The organism is Niabella agricola (genome assembly GCF_021538615.1).
Classification (GTDB): Bacteria; Bacteroidota; Bacteroidia; order Chitinophagales; family Chitinophagaceae; genus Niabella; species Niabella agricola.
Genome location: NZ_JAJHIZ010000003.1, coordinates 4,606,737 through 4,630,854 on the forward strand (window position 1 = coordinate 4,606,737; position 24,118 = coordinate 4,630,854).

Annotated in this window: 24 protein-coding genes; 10 read left to right on the plus strand and 14 right to left on the minus strand. The window is 46.9% G+C overall.

Translation table 11 applies throughout. The features are described from left to right. Positions 1 to 156: 156 nt before the first annotated feature. The 4 genes from LL912_RS24410 (at position 157) to LL912_RS24425 (ending at position 2,439) form a co-directional block, all read left to right on the plus strand. Entirely contained in the window at positions 157 to 624 is a 468-nt protein-coding gene (locus tag LL912_RS24410; RefSeq protein ID WP_235556250.1) for an RNA polymerase sigma factor, read from the plus strand. 5 nt (positions 625 to 629) lie between these two features. Continuing rightward, positions 630 to 1,193: a hypothetical protein gene (locus tag LL912_RS24415; protein WP_235556251.1), complete on the plus strand. Its 564-nt coding sequence runs from the start codon at positions 630 to 632 to the stop codon at positions 1,191 to 1,193. 222 nt (positions 1,194 to 1,415) lie between these two features. After that, positions 1,416 to 1,979, plus strand: a complete 564-nt coding sequence (locus LL912_RS24420) for a Crp/Fnr family transcriptional regulator (protein ID WP_235556252.1) — start codon at positions 1,416 to 1,418, stop codon at positions 1,977 to 1,979. Positions 1,980 to 2,109: 130 nt separating this feature from the next. Next, positions 2,110 to 2,439, plus strand: a complete 330-nt coding sequence (locus LL912_RS24425; RefSeq protein ID WP_231008162.1) for a DMT family transporter — start codon at positions 2,110 to 2,112, stop codon at positions 2,437 to 2,439. Positions 2,440 to 2,567: 128 nt separating this feature from the next. On the opposite strand, the gene LL912_RS24430 is transcribed toward LL912_RS24425, so the two are convergent. Then, complete coding sequence (locus tag LL912_RS24430) at positions 2,568 to 3,719, minus strand: serine hydrolase (protein WP_235556253.1); 1,152 nt, start codon at positions 3,717 to 3,719, stop codon at positions 2,568 to 2,570. Positions 3,720 to 4,190: 471 nt separating this feature from the next. On the opposite strand from LL912_RS24430, the gene LL912_RS24435 reads away from it, so the two are divergent. Continuing rightward, positions 4,191 to 4,589: a hypothetical protein gene (locus LL912_RS24435; protein ID WP_235556254.1), complete on the plus strand. Its 399-nt coding sequence runs from the start codon at positions 4,191 to 4,193 to the stop codon at positions 4,587 to 4,589. Between the two features lie 265 nt (positions 4,590 to 4,854). Here LL912_RS24435 and LL912_RS24440 read toward each other — a convergent pair whose 3' ends face one another. From LL912_RS24440 to LL912_RS24470, 7 genes are all read right to left on the minus strand, one after another. After that, positions 4,855 to 5,526 carry a YceI family protein gene (locus LL912_RS24440; protein WP_235556255.1) on the minus strand — a complete coding sequence of 224 codons (672 nt, stop codon included), beginning with the start codon at positions 5,524 to 5,526 and terminating at the stop codon, positions 4,855 to 4,857. A 115-nt stretch (positions 5,527 to 5,641) separates the two neighbouring features. Next, positions 5,642 to 6,076 carry a hypothetical protein gene (locus LL912_RS24445; protein WP_235556256.1) on the minus strand — a complete coding sequence of 145 codons (435 nt, stop codon included), beginning with the start codon at positions 6,074 to 6,076 and terminating at the stop codon, positions 5,642 to 5,644. 162 nt (positions 6,077 to 6,238) lie between these two features. Then, entirely contained in the window at positions 6,239 to 6,661 is a 423-nt protein-coding gene (locus LL912_RS24450) for a hypothetical protein (RefSeq protein ID WP_235556257.1), read from the minus strand. Between the two features lie 35 nt (positions 6,662 to 6,696). Continuing rightward, positions 6,697 to 6,921, minus strand: a complete 225-nt coding sequence (locus LL912_RS24455) for a multicopper oxidase domain-containing protein (protein WP_235556258.1) — start codon at positions 6,919 to 6,921, stop codon at positions 6,697 to 6,699. Positions 6,922 to 7,005: 84 nt separating this feature from the next. After that, positions 7,006 to 7,836 carry a DUF3347 domain-containing protein gene (locus tag LL912_RS24460; RefSeq protein WP_235556259.1) on the minus strand — a complete coding sequence of 277 codons (831 nt, stop codon included), beginning with the start codon at positions 7,834 to 7,836 and terminating at the stop codon, positions 7,006 to 7,008. A 653-nt stretch (positions 7,837 to 8,489) separates the two neighbouring features. Then, a complete protein-coding gene (locus LL912_RS24465) occupies positions 8,490 to 8,933 on the minus strand; it encodes a GNAT family N-acetyltransferase (RefSeq protein ID WP_235556260.1) in 444 nt (147 codons plus the stop codon). Positions 8,934 to 8,954: 21 nt separating this feature from the next. Beyond that, the gene (locus LL912_RS24470) at positions 8,955 to 9,443 is read right to left on the minus strand and encodes a GNAT family N-acetyltransferase (protein ID WP_235556261.1); all 489 of its coding nucleotides are present in this window, start codon (positions 9,441 to 9,443) and stop codon (positions 8,955 to 8,957) included. Between the two features lie 283 nt (positions 9,444 to 9,726). Here LL912_RS24470 and LL912_RS24475 point away from each other — a divergent pair, with 283 nt between their 5' ends. Both LL912_RS24475 and LL912_RS24480 read left to right on the plus strand, forming a co-directional pair. Next, the gene (locus tag LL912_RS24475) at positions 9,727 to 10,227 is read left to right on the plus strand and encodes a methylated-DNA--[protein]-cysteine S-methyltransferase (protein ID WP_235556262.1); all 501 of its coding nucleotides are present in this window, start codon (positions 9,727 to 9,729) and stop codon (positions 10,225 to 10,227) included. A 12-nt stretch (positions 10,228 to 10,239) separates the two neighbouring features. After that, positions 10,240 to 10,866 (plus strand): DNA-3-methyladenine glycosylase family protein, encoded by a 627-nt coding sequence (locus LL912_RS24480; RefSeq protein ID WP_235556263.1) that lies wholly within the window; start codon positions 10,240 to 10,242, stop codon positions 10,864 to 10,866. Positions 10,867 to 11,234: 368 nt separating this feature from the next. Here the strand turns inward: LL912_RS24480 and LL912_RS24485 are convergent, their stop codons facing one another. Then, positions 11,235 to 11,789 (minus strand): NADPH-dependent FMN reductase, encoded by a 555-nt coding sequence (locus tag LL912_RS24485; RefSeq protein WP_235556264.1) that lies wholly within the window; start codon positions 11,787 to 11,789, stop codon positions 11,235 to 11,237. Further along, positions 11,786 to 12,349, minus strand: coding sequence for a DUF2480 family protein (locus LL912_RS24490; RefSeq protein WP_235556265.1), 564 nt, complete (start codon positions 12,347 to 12,349; stop codon positions 11,786 to 11,788). The genes LL912_RS24485 and LL912_RS24490 overlap by 4 nt, the downstream gene beginning before the upstream one ends. Before the next feature lie 43 nt (positions 12,350 to 12,392). On the opposite strand from LL912_RS24490, the gene LL912_RS24495 reads away from it, so the two are divergent. Continuing rightward, positions 12,393 to 13,028, plus strand: a complete 636-nt coding sequence (locus LL912_RS24495; RefSeq protein ID WP_235556266.1) for a helix-turn-helix transcriptional regulator — start codon at positions 12,393 to 12,395, stop codon at positions 13,026 to 13,028. Between the two features lie 130 nt (positions 13,029 to 13,158). Here the strand turns inward: LL912_RS24495 and LL912_RS24500 are convergent, their stop codons facing one another. From LL912_RS24500 to LL912_RS24515, 4 genes are all read right to left on the minus strand, one after another. Continuing rightward, positions 13,159 to 13,635, minus strand: a complete 477-nt coding sequence (locus LL912_RS24500) for a DinB family protein (protein WP_235556267.1) — start codon at positions 13,633 to 13,635, stop codon at positions 13,159 to 13,161. A 25-nt stretch (positions 13,636 to 13,660) separates the two neighbouring features. Then, the gene (locus LL912_RS24505) at positions 13,661 to 14,122 is read right to left on the minus strand and encodes a DUF1440 domain-containing protein (RefSeq protein ID WP_235556268.1); all 462 of its coding nucleotides are present in this window, start codon (positions 14,120 to 14,122) and stop codon (positions 13,661 to 13,663) included. Between the two features lie 107 nt (positions 14,123 to 14,229). Beyond that, positions 14,230 to 16,623, minus strand: coding sequence for a translocation and assembly module lipoprotein TamL (gene tamL, locus LL912_RS24510; protein ID WP_235556269.1), 2,394 nt, complete (start codon positions 16,621 to 16,623; stop codon positions 14,230 to 14,232). Beyond that, entirely contained in the window at positions 16,616 to 21,640 is a 5,025-nt protein-coding gene (locus tag LL912_RS24515; RefSeq protein WP_235556270.1) for a translocation/assembly module TamB domain-containing protein, read from the minus strand. The genes tamL and LL912_RS24515 overlap by 8 nt, the downstream gene beginning before the upstream one ends. Before the next feature lie 275 nt (positions 21,641 to 21,915). Here LL912_RS24515 and LL912_RS24520 point away from each other — a divergent pair, with 275 nt between their 5' ends. Both LL912_RS24520 and LL912_RS24525 read left to right on the plus strand, forming a co-directional pair. Next, the gene (locus LL912_RS24520; RefSeq protein ID WP_235556271.1) at positions 21,916 to 22,068 is read left to right on the plus strand and encodes a phosphatidate cytidylyltransferase; all 153 of its coding nucleotides are present in this window, start codon (positions 21,916 to 21,918) and stop codon (positions 22,066 to 22,068) included. A gap of 248 nt (positions 22,069 to 22,316) precedes the next feature. Continuing rightward, positions 22,317 to 24,113 (plus strand): alpha-L-fucosidase, encoded by a 1,797-nt coding sequence (locus LL912_RS24525; RefSeq protein ID WP_235556272.1) that lies wholly within the window; start codon positions 22,317 to 22,319, stop codon positions 24,111 to 24,113. Positions 24,114 to 24,118 lie beyond the last annotated feature (5 nt).

Genomic DNA, 24,118 nt, shown 5'->3' on the forward strand with positions numbered 1-24,118 from the left:
GAAAAGCTGCCGCGCGAAAGCCGGCAGCTTTTTTTATGCCCTTTAGCGGTTAAATTTTTTTTGATAAATCTGTAAGATTTCGGCCCAATAAACAACCTATATAATGTATGGCAGGATTTTTAAAGAATCATACTACTGATTAAAAATAAGGATCGCATGGAAACAGAAATCTTAAAGGCAATCCATGAGCATCAGAAAATTATTTATAAAATTTGCAATCTGTACAGGGATAACCGGGAGGATCAGGAAGACCTATTCCAGGAAATCGTTTATCAGCTCTGGAAATCGTATCCTTCATTCAAAGGAGCTTCAAAAGTAAGCTCATGGATCTACCGGGTTGCACTGAATACGGCGCTTACCATCTACCGGAAACCATCGGTAGTAATTGACTATTACCGGGACCTGCCCGAAGGCATCCATCCGTCCGAAGAAAAGATTCCGGAGTATTCCGAACGGTTGTTTTTGGCCTTACGTACTTTGAATGACTCAGAAAAAGCCATAATAGCGCTGTACCTTGAGGATTTTAGCTATAAAGAAATTGCGACAATAACCGGTTTGAGCACCAATAATATAGGGGTGCGCTTAAACAGGATAAAAAATAAACTGAAAGAACTACTAAAATAAATATTATGGATCTGAAAGAACTGAAATCGGGATGGCAACAGGCGGGGGGAGCATTCAAAAGCGAAACAGACCTGCTGCGAATGACGAAAATGATCAATCATCCGTCAATGAAAAAGATACGAACCCGGCTGATTATTGAGGTGATTGCCCTGCTGTTTATTTTATTTGTTTATTATGATTGGTTTGATGGGGGCCAAAAACCATTTTATGCAAACCTGGCGCTGATCACCGGCTTGCTTTTATATATAGCCAACGATGTTATTGGCTTTGTTTCCATAATGAAGCCAATACAAAAAACAAATTTGAAAGATGGTATTCAGGAATACCTTATGCGTTTAAAACGCCTGTCTGTTTTTTCTGTAATCATTGCCGTTTTATACACCGTTTCCATCATTATCTTTTTTATGTCCACCATCAATTTGACAAAAGAAAAGGGGCTGATACTTGTATTTAGTTCTGTGATTATGGTTCAGTTGATCCTGTTATCCTTTAATGTGTGGAAGAAACGGATTCATAATTTGGAAAAGCAGGCGATGGATTTTATTACTGATGAAACCACTTTGATTTGATGACCGGATACGCTTTGGGGCCGGTTGTTCGGGTAAATATACTGAATGCTGAGCGGGGCCAGGAATTTTTGATCCGTTCAGGTCTGATTTAACGGGGAAGGTTTTCGCCACGGAACCGCCCATATGGAAAGCGGTACGGTTTTAACGATATTGCTTTTTGCGGCGCGGCAAAGGAACCGGGAAATAGTTTAATTTAGTTGCTTTTACGTACAATCTTTAGGGATGCAGCTTACACAAATACTGGATCAGGTATATCCGTTACCTCAGGAGACCCGTGAAAAGGTCATCGGTCAGGTGCAGGAGGTGAGGTTCGAAAAGCATCATTTACTAATGCGTGCGGGAAGGGTGGAACCGTATCTCTACTTTATCAAGAGCGGTATTGTAAGAGCCTATGCCGATACCGGTGGCCATGAAATCACTTTTTGGTTTGGCAGCGAGGGCGAAACCATTGTATCGATGAACAGTTATGTGGCGGGCAAACCAGGGTATGAACATATTGAGCTGATGGAGCCCTGTATTTTGTATGAACTGCGGACAGCAGCGCTGCAACAGCTATACCAGCAAGACCTGCAGATTGCTAACTGGGGGCGGAAATTTGCGGAAAGGGAACTGATCAAAACAGAAGAGCGGCTGATCTCCCGGCAGTTTAAAACGGCTGCACAACGATACAGGGAGCTGCTGACGGATAGTCCGGATCTGTTGCAACGGATTCCCTTATGTCATATTGCTTCTTACCTGGGCATTACGCAGGTAAGCCTGAGCCGGATCCGGTCGGAGATCCGTTGAGCGAGATTTTCTGGAGGTGTTTTTCCCCGCAGATCTGCGCGTGATTAGCGGGCATTAGTGCATCCATTATTTATCATTTGTAAAATTTTAATCCGGCCAGACGCCGGAACTTTGCCGTAAATAAAAATATATGAACTGGATTATTCTGATCATCGCGGGTTTGTGTGAAGTGGCGTTTACTTCCTGCCTGGGCAAGGCAAAGGAAACAACAGGGGCCGCTATGTACTGGTGGTACGCCGGTTTTTTTATTGCGCTTACCGCAAGCATGTTATTGCTGATGAAAGCCATTCAGGGACTTCCGATTGGAACGGCTTATGCGGTGTGGACGGGTATTGGGGCGGTGGGCGCTGCATTAATGGGCATCCTGGTGTTTAAGGAGCCGGCTACCTTCTGGAGATTGTTTTTTATCACCACCCTGATTGCTTCGATTGTGGGATTGAAGGTGGTTTCATCGCATTAGTACTTTACAGGCCATGGCCCATGATGTGCGGCCGATCCTGTAAATACAAAACATCCGATCGAACGATCGGATGTTAAAGCGGGAAGATTTATTATAAATAAAACAGTGGCTCAAAAGATGCTTCACACTTACCGCCACGCATTATCATAGGCTTTACCGGTTATGCCCATTGGATCTCCGATATCGGTTTGGATAGAATTGGTATGCCATGCAATTTGCACATTGTTGGGAAAGTGCATGATTACTGTAAAAATGCCGCGCTTTTGATCATCGTACCAGTAACCGTTCTTCCAGTGGTAATCGCCCCGTTCGCCGGTAACAAAGCCATCGTAGCCCATCAGCAGATCTTTCATCTTATCCAGCATCAGGCCCGATACGTATTTTCCGGCCTCGGCTGTCAGCAATACCTGCGCCATTTCCGGGGTGTTGATGAACCAGCCGCCTGCACCGGCATCCTTGTAGGTAGTATACGCCATGATGCCCGGGAGCAAGGGCTGGGAATAGTTATAATACATCGTCATCTGGCGGTCGGGTGCGGCTTCAGTAATGGATCCGTTGGCGTTCCAGGGGCCGATATTGATTTTTTGCCAGTCCGGCAGCCCTGCTACTTTGAAGATCTTTTCGCGCACATAATCACGATGGGCCTGGGATACCGCTTCATCGGCCTGCTCATCGGTCATGTTCGCGTAACTCTCTTTGCCGTTTACTACGCATGGAATTAAAACACGGCACAGGAGGTAATTGACGTTATCGTATTTCTTCTGGGTCAGATAACCGAAGCCGGTGGTAGGTGTTTTCATCGTTTTACGCAGCGATGCATAGTCGTTGCCGAAGTATGTAAGACCCGCTTTATGCGTAAGCATGTCCATCACCCTGATCTTCCGGTTTTCCAGGGCAATGTCCCATGATGAAGGCAGCAGGTCTGCAAGATAAGTATACTCATCAAGATGTTTCGCTTCCAGCGCGCCCAGGAGCGCCAGCGCCGAGATGGTTTTGCTGCAGCTGCCAATGGCCTGGCGGGTGGTATAGGTGTACTTTACTTCCGGGTTGTTCGTGCTGAGGCGTGCATAACCGTCTGCATCATATTGAACGATTTTCCCGTTCTGGGAAATGGCAAACGACCATCCAACTGTTTTTCCATTGAGTCTTTCCCGCATGTTCTTCGCAAAAAGCGCGGCGTCAAATCCTTTGTTCACAATACTGCCGGGCTTTTGGCAGGCTGTAAATGTCATTGTTGTAAGTCCCAGGACCACCCAGGCTTTTTTTAGTACATTTTTCATTTTACTTGATTTTTAAGTTTAGTCCTGTAAAGATGTATTACCGGAAGAAGATGCAACCGGAGGACTTAACAAATAGATCTTCGGGATTAACGAAACAGAAGGTTGATGCTACAAGGCCTGTTGCGTTTGTGTCTAAAATATACAGGAAGTACTATGGAATGAAAGTTCGCCAGCTGATGTGGCGGCGTGTGAAAGGGCATGCCAGCCGGTGCATTTGATCTGTCTGTTTTTTGCTATCCCTGGTAAACTTTGAAAAGGCTAAACGATAATGTTTCTGTCCGTGTTTTATCACCGGAGCGCACAACAAGCCGGCTTGTTTAACCGGCAGATCTGCTTTATTAACTCAAACAGCTATTTCGTTAAAGCCCATTAGCAACCTGCATTGTATGGTTATAATTTGCACCCATTCTGTAACAGGGACATCATTGAAAACGGTATTCCCGGATACATAAACTATAAAATCCTTAAACGATGATCTTTAAAAAACAACTATTCATCACACTAAGCTTTGTGTTAATTGCGGCAGCCATATCCTGTAAAAGAGATCATGTAACTTCCCCTGATGCTCTTGCCAACAGTACCTGGTCGGGAACATTTATTGTTAAGAACAATGGTCCCGATCCGCTTGCCATTAAATTTAGCGAAGACAAAAAAGTTACTTTGTTTTTTGGCGATTTATCGGCGCCCGCTGAACACCAGTGTAAAGGCAATTATAGTCTTACCAATGACCAGGTATCATTCAGCGTAACCGATTATTACAATGAAAAGATGTCATTTGCCGGAACGTTGAGTAATCATACAATTACCGGCACATGGGGGCACGGGGATGCAGCTAATGGAGGGGGATCTTTTAGTACTACCAAAAAATAGAACGGAAGTAACCGTGGGTTTTCATTATCAGAGATTACCGGAATAGAAAAGAGGCTGCTTATTTGAAGACAGCCTCTTTTTAATATTGGGGGTAGTTAGCGGTGGAAAAGGTTCGGGGTTAAATTGTCTGCCGGTTTTAAGAAGGCGTATGCAGATCGCTATATTCCTTGATTACCCGGCTTTGGTTGACAGTTTTTCGTTACAAACTTTTCACTGCGCCGTGAAAATATCTGACCGCAGCCTTTCACCGCAAATAGTTATCTGCCTATTTCTTCGCGGCCTTCAGGTTGAACCCAACCTCAACGTCTTTGCTGATCATCCAGTTTTCGGGGCTGCCGTCTGTTTTATAGCTGATTCCCCATGCGCTACGGTCGATGGTGAATTTTGCAGTTGCATTTACTTCTGTATCGGTTACGGTTACCTGGGCCGGGAAGGTGATGTTCAGGGTGCTGTCTTTTAAGGTAAGGTTACCGCTGATCAGGTTGGTAGCACCTGGTAACAGGCTTTTTTGCTGGGCACTGTCATATGGGGCTACTTTTGTAATCACGAATTTTGCGGTGGGATATTTGGCCACATCAAAAAAATCGGGACTTTTCAGGTGTGCTTCAAGATCCGTTGCCTTTTTACCGGGTTCGGTAACTGATGCCGTGTCTACCTTTAATCCTCCCAGGTTAATGGTAAAATTGCCGGCAGTGATGGCGCCATTTTCAACGGAAAGCGATCCGTCGTTTACACTGATTATACCAAAACGGGGTGCAAATCCACCCTTGTGGGTTGCCCGCCAATCTACGGTAGTAGCCAGGGTATCAATTGCATAGGAACTACCTGCAGCTACAGCAGCTTCCTGTTTTTCGTTGGTTTTGGCTTGGTCGCTTGAAGCGCCCCCACAGGCGGCCAGTGTGAGCGCCAGTGCAAAAATGGAGATTGTTTGTTTCATATTTACGTGTTATTTTAAAAAACTGGGAACAAAATTAAAAGGTTCTTTCTAAAAACAATGTTTAAACATCAAATATGGCAATTTCATAACAATTGCCAAGTTTCAAGATGGTTGTTTATTGATTCTGCGCAAGTTTTTTGTAGGTGTCTGCACTTTCAAAATAAGAAACCTCGCCATTATCGCCGGTGATCACAATATAAGCGGCTGCTTTATCCACTACTTTTCCTGTTGCAGGATCGGTTGCCTTGCGTACGGCGGCATCCTGTGGGATCCGGTTTTTGCACATTTCGCAACAGCCATAATAGGTTTTGCCATTAAACGGTACAGCAATTTGTTCTTTATTCATAAAGGCATTGTTGACCATACATACCAGGTTGGAAGGCACCGGGTCTCCTTTTTTATAGTTGGCAGTTCCCGGTTGCGGCAAGGCCTGCGCTGTTGCAGCCGCCGGGGACTGCCTTGTTGTTTCCTGCTTTTTAGATGTGCTATTGCAGGCTGCCAGGGCAAGAACTATACAAATAATGAGATTGGTTTTTGTAAAGCGATTCATATTATAATGGTATTTATTTTTAAAAAAATGATAGGGTGTGCTCCATAGGTTTGTGCGCACCGATTTCTTAGAATTGCGCAGAAGTAGTATGATATTAGGTTGATCTGTGGAAACCCGCGTAATCCGTGAGTGGCCTTTTGCATTCCGGCAGGTGCTAGTAAGTTAACACCAATCCCCCTCCAAAACCATATTCGGTATTATAGTTGGCAGACACGCTAAAATTCCTGTAACGATGTAACGCAGCCCGCTCATGTATTCCCTGCGACTGTCGAGGGAAAAGGCACCTTGTAAACGTTTGGAAAGCGGGATATCTTCCCGGCCCAGCTCGACGCGCACCTGTCCTTTTGTATCAATCTGTGTTTGCAGGAGCACCAGCCAGGGAAGGATATAGGCGAAGGCGGCTGTGTAGCGGAGCTTACCGTCATGTTTGAATTTTTGTCCAAACAGGTCCCGCTCTTCGTGGCGGTCTTTCTGATACCTCCATTCAATGCCCACAAATGGGTGGAACCATTGCATCTGCCCCAGGAAGCGGCCAAAATTGGCTTCGATCTCATGATCCCTTTGAGCCTGTATCCCAGCTTCCATTCGGCATTCAATGCCCACCGGGGCCGTTGGCTCTTTCACCGGTTGTGTACCACAATCTCTGCAGTATCACCTTCCGTAAACTTAAGGGTGGGCATAGGAGTCTGACTGTTAACCGCAATCGCCATTTTGTGTTTCCCGGAATAGTTGACCATGGTATCTGTTACATACAGATCGTACCGCTTTACGCGTTGGGCGTGTATATTGAATGTAAACAGGAATACTGAAAAAAAAGCAGCTCCCGCCTTAAACCTATAATACATTTATAAGAAATTGATTGTTGGGGAATGGATTGGATACTGGCAGTACTGAACTGCTGATCAGACACCTGCCGGCATCCTAACCCGTTACGGGATTGTTTCTTTTGTGGAACCGCAGGTCAGCATCTTTGCACCGTAATAAGGATTTTTGATTCCCTGTTCACTGCTGAGCCAGTTGGCACTGCCCTTATACATGGGGCAATGATTGTAGTATATTTTATATGGTACTGAAGAGGCCTTTACAAGCTTGTAAATGGTTTCAGTAAGTGAAGCAAATACGGCGCGTTGTTTTTCGATGCCACCGGCCGATTGCAATGCGGCTGTTTGCTTTTGCAGATCACCCATCACCGCCATCCATACCTGGTGTTCGTTGCTGCTTAATGCTCCCATTTTTACCGACTTAACCGCTGTATTCAATTCGCCGGCTTTTTGCGTAACGACCGTTGCATCCGACTGGACCAGGGCATTGTTGATGGCAAAGTAGGCTTTGTACACGGAGTCTAATACAGATACGGCGGCCGCATCACGCGTTGCTCCGGAAGGGGAATGGCTCTTGTGTTCCTGTTGAGTCATCGTTCCCTTATACTGGCAGGTCTCCGGCAGTATCTGGTAGGTTTCAACAGGTGCATTGTAGCTTTCATTGTCGAACCCAGCCAGGGTCACCCGTCTTAACACGGCATCTTTTGTGGTGGCATGTTGGTTGTAAACCAGGGTCGCTTTTTGGGTAGCTGGGTCCCAGGTTAATAAGGCCTGTTTTTTTTGTGTGCCCGCCTTTTCGATGAGCGTTTTACAAGCCGTTGCATTTCCCCGGATGGTTACAGTTACAGTCTTCGAATGGCTGATTTGTCCGTGTGCATAGGAGAACGTGGCGGCCAGCCCCATCATCAGGGCCAGCGATATATTTTTTATCGATTGCATAATTGTATGATTAATCAGTGTAAGAATGGTATGCAGCGAAACCGCATACAGAATGAATAGCTGTTGAAGCCGAGGTGTCATCTACCTCTGAAAACTGATTAACACAATCGGGGCGGCTGCCATATAGCATAGGCATAAAAAGACAGTTTCAGCCGGTTGCGCCCAACGCAGTGGTGGGCTATTATGGGCGGAATCGAGGTGATTCCGACCTGGCTAACTGCATGCAAACTATAAATGGAAACGGGATGACAACTATTGTCGGTGCAATTGTCATGCGTGCAGTGTTTTTTCTGCTGATGCGCAGCGGAGGAATGATCGCAACAGGCGGTCTTCTGCCGGGTATCGTGTTTCTTAATATGTGAAGATTCTGCAGTTACAGGTTGCTTTACTTGCGGCATTTCACAAGCGTATGCAGTGATTGCCGGTGCCATAAAGAAGGCGACCAGAAGCAATATGAATCCTATGAAACGCGTTTGCAACACATAGCAAAGTTACATTCTATTGTTTTCTGTACAAAAAAAACAGCCCCGAAATGCGATTCTAACAGAACGCTAACAATTGACACTCATTTACTTACCAATTCTGTAAATGATGTAACAAATCTGCGGAATTTTGTAAACACCAATTCAAATGCATTTTGTATTGCGGTGGTGTCAGCGGGCGATTTTTTTTACGTAACCGGTAGAAGTAGCTTCAAATCCCATCTTTGGGTAGAACCGGTGTGCGGCATTTCTTTCGGGCCGGTTGCCGGAATTCAGCAACAGGTCATTGGCGCCAATAGTAAGGGCATGCTGTGCAGCTGCTTCCAGTAACTGTTTTCCGATACCTGCTTTCCGGTGATCCTGATGCACGACCAGTGTCTGGATCCTGAGAAAGCTTTCGTTTTTTTCCCAGTACCATCCCTTTGTCAGCCCGGCATATCCAACCACCCGGTGATCCATTACTGCTACCAGGGTCCGGTGTTGCGCATGCTCCGAGATGGCATTCATACGAAGTTGCATTTCTGCTGTTGTGGTAGGATAGCCCAGCTGATTGGTGAGCCCGGTTACCGCAGCGAGGTCCTTTTGCTCATAGTCGCGAATGATAAGTGTCGTCATTACGTTACGAGTTTACAAAGTTTACAATGGCTGCCGCAGAAGGATCATGTCTTTTAGCTGAACGCCGTTTTCAAAAATGGGCTGGGGGTACTGTTCAATAAAAAAGTTTTTCCGGAGCGCGTACTTTTTGAAACCATTGCGTTCATAAAACCGGATTTGCCGCAATCCTGTATCGGCAGTTCCTACGATAAGGGTCTTGTATTGTTGTTTACGGGCGATCTCAAGGATTTGTTGAATCAAAACGGAACCAACGCCCCTGTTTTGATGCGATGCCGCTACTGCGATATTTTTTATTTCCAGTTCATCGGCTGATAAGGGATATAAGGCAGCAACGCCTACCACCTCCGTTGCATCCGCCAGCACATATACGGCTGAATCATAGATGTATTTTTCTATGGCTGCTACTGTTTCATCCGCCAGCAATAATAAACCAAAGGGGAGTGCATCTGCGGATTGCAGTTTTCTTAGCCGGAGTGGCTGCATTGCGGGTATAACAGGTACATGGTCCATTACAGGTAAAGCAAAATAACAAAATCCGAATGAAAATTAGACGATAATGGTACGTCCTGTTGGCCGTTCTGATGCTGAAACCGGTCATCTTGAAGAAACGGATGTGCTCTGGTGTGAAATATTATTAAAATGGCAAAATTCAGCAGCGCTATACCTGCAGGAGCGCTGTGTTCTAAATGCTGGAACCGGAAATTATGGCTTATTGAGTTTAAAACAGAATTAGAACGTCGTAAATACGGGTGCTGGTAAAGAATCTGCCGGAATAGTGTATTTTAGTGTGCAGATGGAACCTCATTTTTACAAAGAAATGGAATCGCCCACGGGTCTGATACGCCTGGTGGCTACTGCCACTCACCTCGTAGGGGTGCAATGGCGGATCAGTGAAACATACGTCAGCGAAGCGCATTTTTTTAAGGATGCCGCGCACCCACTGCTGCTGGAGGCGGAGCACCAGCTAAATGCATACTTCCTGGGAAAACAAAAGGCATTTGCGGTACCTGTAAAATTGGAGGGCAGCGATTTCCAGAAAAAGGTTTGGGCATTGCTGACTGATATCCCGTATGGGAAAACCATCAGTTATGGAGAAATGGCCCGGCGGACGGGAGATATAAAGAATGTCAGGGCTGTTGGCGGTGCGTTGAATAAAAACCCGGTTCCGGTTATTGTACCTTGTCACCGCGTCATTGGTGCCAACGGTAAGATGATCGGCTTCGGTGGAGGCCTGCCACGTAAAATTTATCTGTTAAATCTTGAAAATCCAAAACCGCAGCTAAACCTGTGGTAATGTTTCCGGTTTATGATCCGATCTTTTTCTGAAAGAACATTTAAGCGTATCTGCAATCAGCTTGCCCAAAAGGATGTGCATCTGGCGGGTGTTCTGGAAACCTACGGGCATCCGCCGATGTGGACCCGGTCCAATAGTTTTGAATCGCTGGTGCATATTATCCTGGAGCAGCAGGTGTCACTGGCCTCAGCGTTGGCTGCTTTAAAAAAATTACAGGAGCATACGGGGCATATCAGTCCCGAATCTATATTAAAGTTGAATGATGAAGCGCTGCGCGCCTGCTACGTCAGTCGTCAAAAAGCCGGCTATATCCGTGGGCTTGCGGAGGCCATTACCAACGGCACGATCGACCTTGCCGGCATGCACCGGTTGCCGGATGTCGTGATCCGCGAGAAGCTGACCGCTTTAAAAGGAATCGGCAACTGGACGGTTGATGTATACCTGATGTTTGTATTGCAACGTGCAGATATCTTCCCGGTAGGAGATCTTGCAGCGGTAAACGCTCTGAAACGGTTGAAGTCCCTGGACAAGGATACGCCTAAAGAAACGCTGCTTGCGGTTGCCGCAACATGGGCGCCGCATCGTACCATTGCTACGATGATCCTGTGGCATCACTATTTATCGGAGAAAATTGTTTAAAGTTTCAGGCTGGATCCGTTTTATGCTTGATGTGTCTATTTGTTTAATGTTGAGGTTGGATCCACAGACTGTTGCCCGTTCGCCGGTTCAAGTGGGGTTCTGATTTTCGATCCTGGATTCCTTCGGGATAACTGAAGCTGAAGACTGCTTTTGTGGCAGAAAAACTTTTTCGCGTTAACATCAAATGTCAAACGGCTAATGTTTGGGAGATATCGAACATAGGGCGGATCCAGGAGCAGGAACGGCATCTTCATTCTCACATTTTCCAATTTTCAAATTCTCACATTCCCAAATTTTCAAATTCCCGCATTTTCACCTGATACCCACTCCGTTTTTATATTTCAGGTTCCCTAGTAAAGCTCCCCGCATTAAATAGTAACCACCCGTTTGGAAGTAATGATACTGGTCAACAGGTTGATCTTGTTTTTATATTCTTGGGTAATCTCCTGGTAATCCGGTGCCATGAACAGGGCATTGCGCACAATGGGAACACTAAATGGCACGGGCCAGGCTCTTAATGATTTAGCCACCGCATCCATCGCATTGATGCCCTGCATGGCCTGTCCTCCATCAGCCCAGCAGATCAGCCCGATAAGCTTGTCGATCAGGTAGGGGCGCTCTTCCTTGGAGCTCAGCTCCAGCCAGTCGAGACAGTTCTTCATTACACCGGTCATACTGCCGTGATAAAGCGGGGTGAGCCAGATATGTGCATCGGCATTCCGGAACAGGTTGAGCATTACCTGAACACCGTTGGGAATCTTTTGCAAGGTATAATCAAATAAAGGAATGCCGGATTCAACAAGGTTGAAAATGGAAACCGTAGCGCCCTGGGCTTCGAGATGTTGTTTCAGGTAGGCAGAAAGCTTTGTGGGGGTCGATCCTTCCCGTTGATCCAATGATCCGTTTAATACTAATATATTCATGATGTTGCTTCTGTTGTTGATTTCCGTAACTTATAAATAACTTTTGGCAGCCCGGGCTCGCCGTACATAAGCGTTGGTACCAGGGGCATTAATTTTTCTGTAGCCTTCATATACACGGCTTCCGGCACAGCTGGGTTTGCACGAAGGGTTGTTTTCTTCCCCTTCAGACTGCTGAAATCCGCAGCTTCAATGTTTGCAATCCAGCGTTCCGTTCTGTGCACTTCCGTGCTTCCAAATATAATGCTTTTTGCGAATGGCTGTAATTTTGCAGCTATGAGCATCCATACCCACTGTGGAAGAATGGCACCGGAAGAACAGTAAACCGATACACAACTTCCCATATATTGAGCCCAGTTAACCGCCTCCATTTCCGTTTTGAATTCCTTTTCTTTAAGCATCAAACCCCGGTAACAAAAAGGCGTGATGTCAAAATCCAGAAACTGGTCGTCTGGAGCATAATCCAGCAGATTGACTCCTGTGATGCCCGAAAGAGCTACTTTATTTGGTATGATGTTCCGGAAATCCTGCATATCCGTTTCCTTGTGTTTCAAGTCCGGCAAAAGTACTAAATTTGCATTTAAATAAATAATTACTTTGTTTATTATGCATAATAATCTTCCTGATAATGAAAAAGCGCTGGGGATCATCAAAACCCGGGGGCCACAAACCTTGCTGGACCTGGCAGCGGAGATGGATATTACGGTGGAAGGGGCAAGGTTCCACTTGCTCAAGCTTGCCAAAGAGGGACTGGTAACCGCTACAACCGAATCGAAAGGCCGGGGAAGACCACAGCAGAGATGGGCGCTGACGGATCTGGGGCATGCCCGTTTTCCGGATATGCATGCGGAATTAACGGTAAGACTGATAGAATCGATCCGGGCGACGCTGGGACAGCCGGCGCTGGACAAAGTCATTGCAACCAATGGAAAAGCCGGGCTGGAGCGATACCTGAAGGAGCTGGAAGGCAGGGCCGGTTTGAAGGAACGGCTGAAGGGGCTGGCGGCGATCCGCAGCAGGGAGGGATATATGGCAGATGTCAAAAAGGAAGGGGATGGCTTCCTGTTGGTGGAAAATCATTGCCCGATCTGCGCCGCCGCAGCCAGTTGCCAGGGGTTTTGTGCGTCAGAATTAAAAACCTTTAAAACGATACTGGGTAAAACCGCCGAAGTAGAACGGGTGGATCATATTTTGAAAGGTGCCCGGAGATGTGCCTATAAAATAACACCGGTGGTAGGATGAGCGCCGGAAGGGTTTGTGCAATATCGGGCTTTTTTCTGTTAAATATAATGAACGATTTCATGATAACTGCCTGGCTGCTCCCCGAATAGTACGTTATATTAAAACTAACAGACTGTTTTGTCCGGCGGAACTAATGAATGATATCGGTATCTACCGGTGCATAACCCATAAGGCGGCTGATGGTAAGGATCTGCCCCTTGTGATGGAATTCATGGGTAACCACATGGGTAAAGATCCGGAACAGGGAAGTGAAGCGTTGCTCCTGGTTGAGTGAAAACGGGATCTGTTCATTTATGAGTGTTTTTTTCCGCAGTAGTTCATTTACGAGGGGATCAATAGTGCTATAAAGTGAGCGGATCCGGGCGATGGTGGTGCATTGCTCATATGCCGCATAAGGGATCTCTTTGTTCAGGGCGATGGTGCCGGCCCAGTGTTGGTATACATTGGCCACATGCACCAGCAGGTTGCGGATGCTGCCGCTGTTGCTGAAACCAGGTACTTCCCGGAGCAGTATTTCGGCAGGCAGGGTTTCCAGATAAGTGAATAGTCGGTCGCGGGATTCGAGAACCCATTGGTATTGCCGGGCACAGGATTGATTTAACTGCATACACTCTAATGTTCGTTCATGTATTTTATTGTTGCCGGCGGTAATAATGGCGGGTGATAAAGGCCAGCGGAAGACCGATTGCAAGGATCAGTATCGAGGCGCTGATAAGAATGCCGGAGGCCGTATTGGGAAATCTGCCAATCCTTGATAAAGGCACAATAATGATATTCATAACGCTCCAGATAAAAAGTCCATAGAAGATGCCCGTAGCAACCGGGTTTTTTCTGAGGACGGCTAACCGGGGATACAGCCAGAAAAAAAACAGAGTGAAGCTTAATGCAACCAGGTAGTGAAGCAGGAACCCGGCTATATACATTTCTGTGCCTCCAGAAAAGGCGGCAGGTCCCAGCAGGGCGCTGGCAATATACCGGAATATAAAAAGCGGGTTTTTCCCGGTTGCCAAATAATAGTGGAGGAATGCGGCAAGAATGTCCAGCGTACCAACAAGCATGCCTGCTTTCAGCGCAGGGAGGAGGATCTTCTTCATAAAGAACCGGTTTGATGTTTACAAGAATCGGTCTTCGATCCGGTGTGCGTCTAGCAGATTCCCGCCGATGCGAACATGTAAGGAGCCAGGGGAACCGGCATAGTGTATCAGAACGGATAACCGATACCAATATTAAATATAAGATTTTTTTTGCGCCATTCCGGATCACCAAAGCGGATCTGATCAAACACCCATCGCTCACCCGGCGGCAGCCAGGGCTTCCGGAAAGGCATGGCCAGGTCGAAGCGCACCACAAAGATTGAAGCGTCAACCCTGAGACCGACACCACCACCAACGGCTGTTTGGCTCAACACATTTCCAAACCGGAATTGTCCGCCCGGACGGCTGGTATCTTTTTTTGCCAGCCAGATATTGCCGGCATCTATAAATACAGCCCCCTGGATCACACTGAAGAGTTTGGCTCTTAATTCGGTGTTCAGCATCAGTTTTACATCGCCCCCCTGGTCTGCAAAAAGATCCAGGCTGTCAGTATTGATATAAAATGTGCCCGGGCCCAGGGAGCGCGAACGGAATGCCCGGATATCATTACTTCCCCCGGCAAAGAACTGGCGTACGTAGGGCAGTACCGAGCTGTTGCCATAGGGGATTCCGTAACCCAGGTTCAGACGGTTGGCCCAGATGAGGCTGGAGTTGATCTTGTAATAGTCCCGGAAATCAGCTTCGAGGCGTACAAACTGGTTGGTAACCGTTTGAAACAGTCGTTTACGGCCGTCTTCATCTTTGCGGAGAAAAGCATTGATCAGATTGCCCGCCGATTCTACCGATCCCATAAACAGGAAATTGTTGCGCAGCTCATTTTTTACCTGGTTGCTGTATGTGTATGTATAGTTGGTTCCGATGATGAACTGGTTCTCGAAATTGTTTTTTAATGTAGGCACTTTTTCCAGCATCCGGTTAAAGCTGTCGGTGGTATTGGCTGTGCGGATATAACTTACAGAAAGCGGATTGAACTGGTGTTCATTGTATTCGTTGCCCTTCCACAAATAACCAAATTCTCCTTTGCCTGAAAGCAGGGTATAATAATTGGCGCGGTTTAACAGCTGCGACCCAATGGTGATATGGGTTTTGGGTACATAGGCATTGTGTGTTGTAAACCCGGCAACCGGGATCAGGAAGCGAGGAAACAATAACCGGGCCTCAGCACCCAGCGAGTAGGAGGTGAGGTTTTTCTGCTGTCCGCTGAACTGCTTTTCAAACCCTCCTGAAAGGCTCAGGTTGAGTTGTTCTGCACCCCTGAATGCGTTCTTGTTGGTATGGGTTACTTTTATTTCGGACCCGATAAAATTATTAGACTTGCTGGTTCCGGTTACGGAAAGCGACAGTGCATTTTTCTTGGAAGAAGTGAGCAGGAAGTCGACATCCATATTGTTACTGGAAGCAGTATCGATAGGATTGAATTCTGCTTTTACAAACCGAAAGGTGCCGATGTTTACCAAGCGGTTCAGGCTTAGTGAATGATCGGTGCGGTTATACCGCTCGCCTTTCTGAAAAAAGATCAGGTGTTCAAAAAGGCGGGGCTTATACTTGTGGTTGGGATCATAGATGGTAAAATCTTTGAACTGTACCGGTTCTGAAGCGCGGGTAAATGAATCACGCCGTAAACTGTAGTCCGGATAAATATGGATGTTGCGGATGAAATAGGGTTGGAGGGCGGCCCTGGGAGCATCGTTTTTAAGCTTCAGGTCAATGTCTACCTGGTTCCCGCCAATGGTGCTGTCGGCCTGTATTAGCAGGAAATTCGGGTTGAAATAGAAGTAGCCCTTTTCTTTGAGCTGTATATCAATGCGCTCACGCTCGGCTTTAAAAACGTCCAGGTCGTAATAATGACCCTGTTTCAGCAATGTTTTATTTTGAGAGGCACGGATCAGTGCAGAAATCTCATTGCTGTCGGCGGGAAAGCTGATGGCGTTCATCGTGTAACGGGGCCCGGAATAGATCCGATAAAAAGCCTTGCCCGTTTTTCCTTTAATGACCGTGTCGCCGGTACCGGAGGATTGTAAAAAGCCTTTGCTGGCGAGATAGCTGCTCATTACGTTTACATTATTCTGCAGCCGTACCTGGCTCATTAACACCGGCGGTTCTCCCAGTTTGTATTTTATCCAGTATTTAAACCCTTTTTGTTTTTTAGGTTCGCTGACAAGATTGTAAAAAAATAATTTATACCGCCAGCCGAGTATTTTTTTATTGGGTACGGGACGCACTTTTTCTTCCAGGTCGTTTTGGAAGTTTTTTTGATCTTTAACCGCCGGAGTATCCGGATTTAATTTTATTGTGGCACCGGTATATAATATCTCACCGGGTTTTAACTTTCTGGTACCGGAGCAGGATGCGGTCAACAGTGCAAGGATCAGCAAGGTGAAGTGATAAATGGATTTGAGATCTGAGATTGGAGATTTAAGATTTGAGACGTCTGTTGTCTGTTGTCCGGTAGCTGAGATTCCATGCCTGATATCTGATATCTGATCTGTTGATTTACTCATTTCCCCTGTTTTGTCGGTTATTGCTGAAGTTGCCGGTTCCGCGTCGCTGATCCCGTTTCCTGAAACTCCGGAACACTTCCCTGAACTTATTGTAATCCACAACAATGATAAAGCCCACGCCGGTTTCAATGATCTGCCCTTCAATGATGCCCTCAGTCTGGTTGCGGCGATAGGCCCTCAGGCGATAACGCCCGTCCCGTGAAAGCAGGTACTCGATGTTTACATTGCTGGCCAGCTGGGCCGCGCTCTGGTTGGTATTGGCACCTTCCAATGCAAAATTATTTCCTACAGTAACACTAAGACGGTCGTTCAACAGCCGTTTGGTAAAGGCCACATTCAGATCGGTCTTGGTCTTTTCCTGCCCTGTAGAATAATCTTCCTGGGAGGTAAGATCAAAATTAATGTCTACGCCTTTGATAAGGTCGGACGCAAGGTTGTTGAGTTGTTCGGTAAGCAGCTTGCTTACGCTCTGCCGTGCCAGTGCGCTCGCAGAGGTACCGCCGGCGAGGCTTTCAAACGGGTTGTCGGAGATGAAGCGGTTGAGGGCCAGGAGCGCAAATACCTGTTTGTTCAGTTCGCTTTCATTGGCATTGATCTGTTGCAACCGGGTATACACAATGCCGTTAAAGGCGTTGCGCTCACTTTCACGCATATCGATCTGGAAACTGATGCGGGGTTTTAATAATTCGCCGTTCATTTTAAGGTATACATAAAAGGGAAGCTTTTGCCGGTACATGGTGCGGTTGGTATTACTCTCCGACTCAATCTGCGCCGCTACCAGGTCGATGGGCGAAGTGTTCACTTCGTAAATAGCCGTGATGTCTGCGTTGGCTTCCGTGGGGGCGCCGGTCCACTGTATAGAACTTCCCTGCTGGATTTTAAATTCCCGTTTGGCCAGTCCGCCGATGGTCAGATTGTATCCTCCTTCGGTGATCTCGTACCGGCCGGTTAAAGTGGTGCGGCCGCTGGGATCCATTTGGAGACTGAGATCGGCTTCTCCTTTAACGCGCAATGCATCCCCATTCTGCGGATCTACCACAATCGTGATCTCAGCTTCTTTGTCGATGGTTACATCTCCTGCAATATCCAGGCCGGTAATCGGCGAGCGGGTCAAACTATCTACATTGACCGGCTGCCTGCCGTTGAACGGGGGCGCATCCTTGTCGATAAATTCCACGATGCCTTCCTGGCTGGCCACCAGGGGATCTTCATTGGGTACTACAAAATTAAATTTGGTTCCTTTATTAATGCGCGTCTGCATGTTTACCTTGGGTTTGTTCAGGTCGCCGGTGATCCGTGCGTTTAAGGTGACGAGCACTGTACCGTAGAAGAGCTCATTGTCGGCCGCGGTGGAGTTCATTACCTTGAAGTTGTTGGCGCGAAGCGTAAGGTTGAAGCCGGGGTTGGAAAAGTTGGGCAACGTAATCATGCCATCCAGGGTTAGTGGCTGGTTAGCAGAATCCCGTATGGTGAAGTTACTAAAGGAAACGCCGGACGCTACAAAACGTACGGTTTCATTTTTGAGCTGGTAATACCCGTTGAGTTGTGCAATATTGAACCCCGCGTCTTTAAAGGCAAGGGCACCCAGGATAGCCGGTTTGTTTACAGGCCCTTTTGCAGTAAGTTTTCCGGTAAGGATTCCCTTGCCGTTCCTTATCTGGCCGCCACTGATACTTTCAATGTGCCTCAGATCGATCTTGTTAACAGCAATATCCAAATCCAGCGAACCTGTGGGCGCGGTATAGTAGAAACCGGTTACGGCCAGATCGTGCAGACCGGATAAGCGGATATCGGCCTGGTAGGCGTTAGCTGTATTGTTGTTTATTTTTATGGCGGCATCACCCAGTGCATCTTTCTGGTACCGGAGTTGGTTAATGGTAAGATCTGCCTCAAACTTCGGACTGGTGGCAATATCGGTGACATCGACCACGCCATTGAGTTTTCCGCCTACCATTGCGGTATCCTGATCTGCATACCGGGTAAGGGTTTCCAGCATAAAGTTGGTGAACTTCACATTTACGGGCGCGTTGGGCTGGGTCGACCGGCTGTTGATTGCCAGTGATTGCCCGTTATTGCTGATCTCAAAGTTGCGCACATAAACGCCGGCCTTGCCATACTGGATCAGGTTGTCGGGAGCTACCTTCCAGGGATCGTAATTCAACAGGAGCTTTTGCGGGTCCAATGTGAACTGGTAGGTTTCATTCATGGATTTAAAGTGACCGGCAATCCGGTACTTGTCTTTATTACTATGGTCTCTTAAAAATACATTTACATCCAGCAGGTTATTAAGCGCGGCTCCGCTTACTTCCGCATTGTATAAATTAACAGAAGGGCTTTGGATCTCTTTTATGTTCAGTGCGTAATCCAGTCTTGCCGAGTCGGTATTGCCAGCCTTCAGTACGATATTCTTTATATCAAAACTATCATATACCACACGCGGGAAAAAGGCATTCAGCCGGAGAATGTCGCTTGCCGTATTAATGGTCCCGCTGATGGTGGCCGGATCAAGCGTGGTTAGCGCCGGTACAAACTTTTGGATCAGTTTTGGGTCGGTGATGGCGATCTGAAACTGCATTTGCTGCGGTGTTATCTTTTTTGCAGGCGCAAAGGCGTAATACTTATTGATCTGGTTAATAAAGGCCTGCCCTATCTGGGTGAGCTGGTATTTACCATTGAATTGCGCGGTAATAAAGTCCGATTGCAGGGATAGCGCGTTGTGTTCTTTGGTAGAAACTGCATGGAGCGTTAATGTGTCGATATTATAAACCGATTCATTAAAACCAATCTGAACACTTTTAAGGATCGCAGTACCATTCAGGTAATCCGGGTCTACTGAGCTGAAGTCTATATCTGCCAGGCCGGCCAGCTTTAACGGATCGGAATAGAAATGGAGTTTTTGAAGATCGATATATTTCAGGTCGGCCGTTCCTTTGATTGCCGGTGTTTTTTTATTAAGATCTATTCTAGTATCCAGGGTGAAATGCGCATTGCTGTCGTTGCTGATGGCATTAAGGGTTGCAATATTTCCGGCATAGCTGCCTTCCAGCTTGATGTCCTTATAATCATATTTGTTATAACGGGCATGATAGATGGTGCCGTTTAGTTTGGCGCGCATTTTCTTGGGATCCAGGCTTTGTCCGCTGATATTGGCCAGGAGCGATACAGTTCCCAGCTGATCCTCTTGTTTTAATAGACGACCCAGGTTAAAGTTGTTCAGCTGCACCTTGGCCCGATAGGTTTCCCTGTTTTTGGGGCCGCCCATGGCTGCCTGCAGGTTGGCACCACCCATATCGGTTTTTAATTGCAGTGCTGTAGTGAAATTGGTCAGGCCTCCGTTGAATGTTCCGTTTGCCGAAAGATAGCTGGGCAGTGCGATGCTTTGGGGTATCGAGCTGGGTGGTATCAGGGCAAACAGGTCGCTCCTGGAGGTTTGCAGCTTGCGCAGGTTGAGGTTAAAGATGGCTTTGTTCATATCCGGCAATCCCCGGATCCCGCCGGCAATATCAATACTGGTGCTGGTTAACCCCTGTATTTGCAGCTTTTCAATATCAAGATCGTTCAGATAGCCTGTAAAGGCCGCCGCAAGACGGATCTGCCGGCTCCGGTAACTGGCAGGCACTGATGGCATCAGGTAGTAAAGGTCCTGCATGCCTATAATGGTATTGCGGAACTGTACCTCCATTTTGACCTTCTCCGGGTGTTTGCTCAGATCCTCCTGTGCCGTATAAGTCAGCAGGCTGTTGTTGTCGATCTGGGTATATGGTGTTTTTAAGATAAACCCGTCTACCTTCAACTGCTGGTCATCGTATACAACAACACCTTTCAGATCATTGAGGACGAAACCGCTGGTGTCCTTCAGCTTTCCGCCCAGTAAGGCGGCCCTGATGCCGCTGCTGTCGATTGCAACCTTGTTACCGGTAAGGCCCAGTTCTTTTATATTAAGGTGATTAAAATCCAGGTGTCCGGGTGTAGACTTCTCTGACAGGTTATCATATTTTACCTGGTTGTTGGCCAGGATCACTTTGTTCAGCAGTAAACGGAAAGGAGAACCGGATGTGCTGTCGGCAGCAGTTTGAATAGCTTTTTCATTGGATGGGGTTGGGCGATAAGCAAAATTGACCACCGAGTTTTGCAACAATACGTCCGAAGAACGATAGCCTCCATTTGTAAGGTCGAGTGCCAGGTCTTCCAGGTGAAACGTATGCAGGTTGGCCATGGCACGGGTATCGGACAGGCCGTCGTTGTAATGAAGCAATACATTGTCCAGCGCCAACTTGCCGAATTCGATCAGCGGTAGCCGGCCTTTTTTCGCCGCTGTTTGATCAATACTGGAATCGGCCTGCTGTTGCAATACAGTAAGTGGTTTGTTCTGGAAATAATATAACCGGGTATTTTTGAGCGCTAATTTACTAAGCGCATAATGCATTTGATCCAGGTCGAATGTTTTTACCCGGGCATCCAGGTTGGCCAGTATAATGCCCGCATCATTTCCAACCACATCATCTTTGAAACGGATGCGGATATCATTGAAGGTTATTTTGTTAAGACGGAATTTTAAGGTGGAGGTTGAGTCTTTTTTTTCGTCCTCTGCAGGTTTCTTTTCGTTGGAGATAAGGGAGTCTACCAGGAACTGATAGTTGAAAACAGTATCCGGATGGAGGCGATAGATGTTGGCGCGCACCGTATCGAGCTCAATATTGTTGACTTCCACACGATTGGAGAGCAGGGCCAGCATATCCAGATCCACGCCCAGCTTTTCAGCATAAAGCAGGGTGTCCTTTTTTTTATCGGCTACATACAGTTTGTTCAGTTCAAGATCTTTTGGAAACCCGATGCGGATGCGCTCAAGGCGGATCTCTGTATCCGTCTTCTTCTTGAGATAGGCAATCACCTTGTTCTTGATAAGATTCTGGACAAAGGGCAGGTTCAGCGACAGGATGAGCAGGATGATCAGCACAAGAATGCTTGCAAGTATTTTTACAACGATCTTTAAGCCTTTTTTTACTGCTTTATTCAAGTGCGCAATGGGTTAATAGGGTAAATGAAATGATTCTGCTCTGTTTCTGCAAACCTAACAGATTTCTTAGTTTTTGCCTGCTTTTTAAATGGAATTCTCCAAATATTAAACCAAAATCCCCCGATCCATACATTCCTGAGGTGAACGCCTAAAAAGTGCGCCGGAATCAGCGGTTTGGCCTGAAATTCGTAGTGTTATCGTAACGGATAATAACTGGTATATCGGTTTGCCGGTCCCTCTTTACCAGCTATACGGAACCTCTAAAAAATAACAATATGAAAAATCTTCAGTTTTATGCGCTTGCCGGTATGTTATTGCTTCAAAGCTGCAGTGCGGTGGAGGCCGTTTTTAAAGCAGGTATGTGGTGGGCTTTTTTCCTGGTAGGAATAGCGCTGTTGGGTGTATTCCTGTTATTGCGACGGAAGTAGATAGCTGTTGTGAAGGGAGGATGGCAGCAATTTTATTATTGGTGTGTATCATAGCATTCCTTTTTTGCCAAAAACCATGCGGAAACAGGCTGAGGGGAATCAGCGTAACAACCTGAACAATCAGCAGGAAAGACCGTTGCCGGTTATTTAGCCGGTAATCTGTAAAAGTGTTTGCTCGTGTGATCAAAAGGACAAAGCTGCAGCACTGTAAAAGTTACGTATCTTAGCCGCAATCAGTTTACATACATATGAAATTAAAGATCGGATTTCTTTTGGGGATGGTAGTGGCCGCTATTGCCGTTCACGCTCAACCAGAGCCCGCTGCTGCAAAAACTAAATGGTTTACGGATGCCCGTTTCGGGATGTTTATTCACTGGGGACTGTATAGTGCCGCAGAGGGCACGTGGAAGGGGGAGCGCCTCCGGTACGGGAATAATTATGCGGAATGGATCCGTTACCGCAACCGTATTTCCAAAGAAGAATATGGAACGCTGGCAAAGCGCTTCGACTGGAAGCGGATCAACCCCGAAGAATGGGTATTGCTGGCCAAAAAGGCCGGCATGAAATATATCACCATTACCTCTAAACATCACGACGGCGTAGCGCTTTGGAATAGCAAGGTGAGCGACTATAATCTTACCAAGTTGAGCGGTACCAACCGGGATGTGATCAAAGAGCTGGCGGCCGCCTGTAAGAAACATGGTATCAAACTGGGTTTTTATTATTCCCACTGGGTAGATTGGGATCATCCTTACGGGTGGGATCATAATAAGGAACTGACCGGTATAAAGGACGAAGATTATGACCGGTACTGGCAGGAGAAAGTAATTCCACAATTGAGGGAATTATTGACCAATTATGGCGACATTTCTATGTTCTGGTTTGATATGTGGCTGAATTATAAGCAGACGGTGGTGAAGAAAGAGCAACTGGACCAGGTAGTGCGGCTGATAAGGGAATTGCAGCCCAATTGCCTGATCAATTCCCGGATTGGCCTGCCCGCTGATGATCCTGGTGTAGATTTTGAATCGAAGGGAGATAACGAGTTCGGGTCGGCATATACAGCCCATCCCTGGGAAACCTCCGGCACCATTGCGCATTCCTGGGGATATTATGGCCAGGAAAATGAATGGAAATCGACCAGCCAGTTATTGCAATCATTAATTGGTAATGTAAGTCTCAATGGCGACTTTACGCTGAACGTAGGACCACGGGCAGACGGATCGATCCCTTATGAAGGCGTGCGCCGCCTGGAGGATATGGGTAAATGGCTGGCAAAAAACGGGGAAGCTATTTATGGATGTACAGGCCTGGGACTGCGTGCCGATCAGCATGACTGGGGAAGGATCACTACAAAAAAAATAAAGAACAAACAACTGGTTTACCTGCATGTATACAACTGGCCACTGGATAAAGTGCTGCGTCTTTCAGGGATCCTGTCCAAACCCGAAAAGGCAGAACTCATTACTGCTTCTGGTAAAAAGCCCCTGCGGTTTACTCAAAATGGACCGTTAACACATATACAGTTGCCGGAACAGGCGGCTGATCCGTTTGTATCGGTGGTGGCATTGCAGTACCCGGCACCGGTAACGCTGGACGGTGAAATGGTGCCGGAATCGACCTTTGGTGGTTTTGCGCTTACGGCTTCCAATGTGTGGGAGCGTTCTTCAAACTTCAAGCTGATGCGTTACGACGGCCTCCGTCCCACACACCTCGTACTAGATAAAGAAGGAACACTTACCTGGGAAGTATATATACCCGAGGCAGGGAATTATCGGGTTGGTCTTTCCTATCATAATCATTCAAAAAATGCAACGGATGTTATGATCCGGGTGACGGATCAGCACCTGGAACAACAATTAAAGCCGTCTGGTACCATTGTAGCAGAGCCGCATTCCAGCTATACCGATGAATTTGCAGATACTTCCCTGGGGCAATTGCATTTTCCGAAGGCCGGGTTTTACCAGCTGTCGTTTAAGGCCGCACCGGGAGCCGCGGGCCTCCTGTATTTTAATGGGATCTGGATCGATAAGCCTGTACAGTAAAGCGG

What these genes read in the sequence shown, in the direction of transcription:
- LL912_RS24410 (WP_235556250.1), top strand. Translation starts at nt 157, where the DNA reads ATGGAAACAGAAATCTTAAAGGCAATCCATGAGCATCAGAAAATTATT.
- LL912_RS24415 (WP_235556251.1), top strand. Translation starts at nt 630, where the DNA reads ATGGATCTGAAAGAACTGAAATCGGGATGGCAACAGGCGGGGGGAGCA.
- LL912_RS24420 (WP_235556252.1), top strand. Translation starts at nt 1,416, where the DNA reads ATGCAGCTTACACAAATACTGGATCAGGTATATCCGTTACCTCAGGAG.
- LL912_RS24425 (WP_231008162.1), top strand. Translation starts at nt 2,110, where the DNA reads ATGAACTGGATTATTCTGATCATCGCGGGTTTGTGTGAAGTGGCGTTT.
- LL912_RS24430 (WP_235556253.1), bottom strand. Translation starts at nt 3,719, where the DNA reads ATGAAAAATGTACTAAAAAAAGCCTGGGTGGTCCTGGGACTTACAACA.
- LL912_RS24435 (WP_235556254.1), top strand. Translation starts at nt 4,191, where the DNA reads ATGATCTTTAAAAAACAACTATTCATCACACTAAGCTTTGTGTTAATT.
- LL912_RS24440 (WP_235556255.1), bottom strand. Translation starts at nt 5,526, where the DNA reads ATGAAACAAACAATCTCCATTTTTGCACTGGCGCTCACACTGGCCGCC.
- LL912_RS24445 (WP_235556256.1), bottom strand. Translation starts at nt 6,076, where the DNA reads ATGAATCGCTTTACAAAAACCAATCTCATTATTTGTATAGTTCTTGCC.
- LL912_RS24450 (WP_235556257.1), bottom strand. Translation starts at nt 6,661, where the DNA reads ATGGAAGCTGGGATACAGGCTCAAAGGGATCATGAGATCGAAGCCAAT.
- LL912_RS24455 (WP_235556258.1), bottom strand. Translation starts at nt 6,921, where the DNA reads ATGTATTATAGGTTTAAGGCGGGAGCTGCTTTTTTTTCAGTATTCCTG.
- LL912_RS24460 (WP_235556259.1), bottom strand. Translation starts at nt 7,836, where the DNA reads ATGCAATCGATAAAAAATATATCGCTGGCCCTGATGATGGGGCTGGCC.
- LL912_RS24465 (WP_235556260.1), bottom strand. Translation starts at nt 8,933, where the DNA reads ATGACGACACTTATCATTCGCGACTATGAGCAAAAGGACCTCGCTGCG.
- LL912_RS24470 (WP_235556261.1), bottom strand. Translation starts at nt 9,443, where the DNA reads ATGGACCATGTACCTGTTATACCCGCAATGCAGCCACTCCGGCTAAGA.
- LL912_RS24475 (WP_235556262.1), top strand. Translation starts at nt 9,727, where the DNA reads ATGGAACCTCATTTTTACAAAGAAATGGAATCGCCCACGGGTCTGATA.
- LL912_RS24480 (WP_235556263.1), top strand. Translation starts at nt 10,240, where the DNA reads ATGATCCGATCTTTTTCTGAAAGAACATTTAAGCGTATCTGCAATCAG.
- LL912_RS24485 (WP_235556264.1), bottom strand. Translation starts at nt 11,789, where the DNA reads ATGAATATATTAGTATTAAACGGATCATTGGATCAACGGGAAGGATCG.
- LL912_RS24495 (WP_235556266.1), top strand. Translation starts at nt 12,393, where the DNA reads ATGCATAATAATCTTCCTGATAATGAAAAAGCGCTGGGGATCATCAAA.
- LL912_RS24500 (WP_235556267.1), bottom strand. Translation starts at nt 13,635, where the DNA reads ATGCAGTTAAATCAATCCTGTGCCCGGCAATACCAATGGGTTCTCGAA.
- LL912_RS24505 (WP_235556268.1), bottom strand. Translation starts at nt 14,122, where the DNA reads ATGAAGAAGATCCTCCTCCCTGCGCTGAAAGCAGGCATGCTTGTTGGT.
- tamL (WP_235556269.1), bottom strand. Translation starts at nt 16,623, where the DNA reads ATGAGTAAATCAACAGATCAGATATCAGATATCAGGCATGGAATCTCA.
- LL912_RS24520 (WP_235556271.1), top strand. Translation starts at nt 21,916, where the DNA reads ATGAAAAATCTTCAGTTTTATGCGCTTGCCGGTATGTTATTGCTTCAA.
- LL912_RS24525 (WP_235556272.1), top strand. Translation starts at nt 22,317, where the DNA reads ATGAAATTAAAGATCGGATTTCTTTTGGGGATGGTAGTGGCCGCTATT.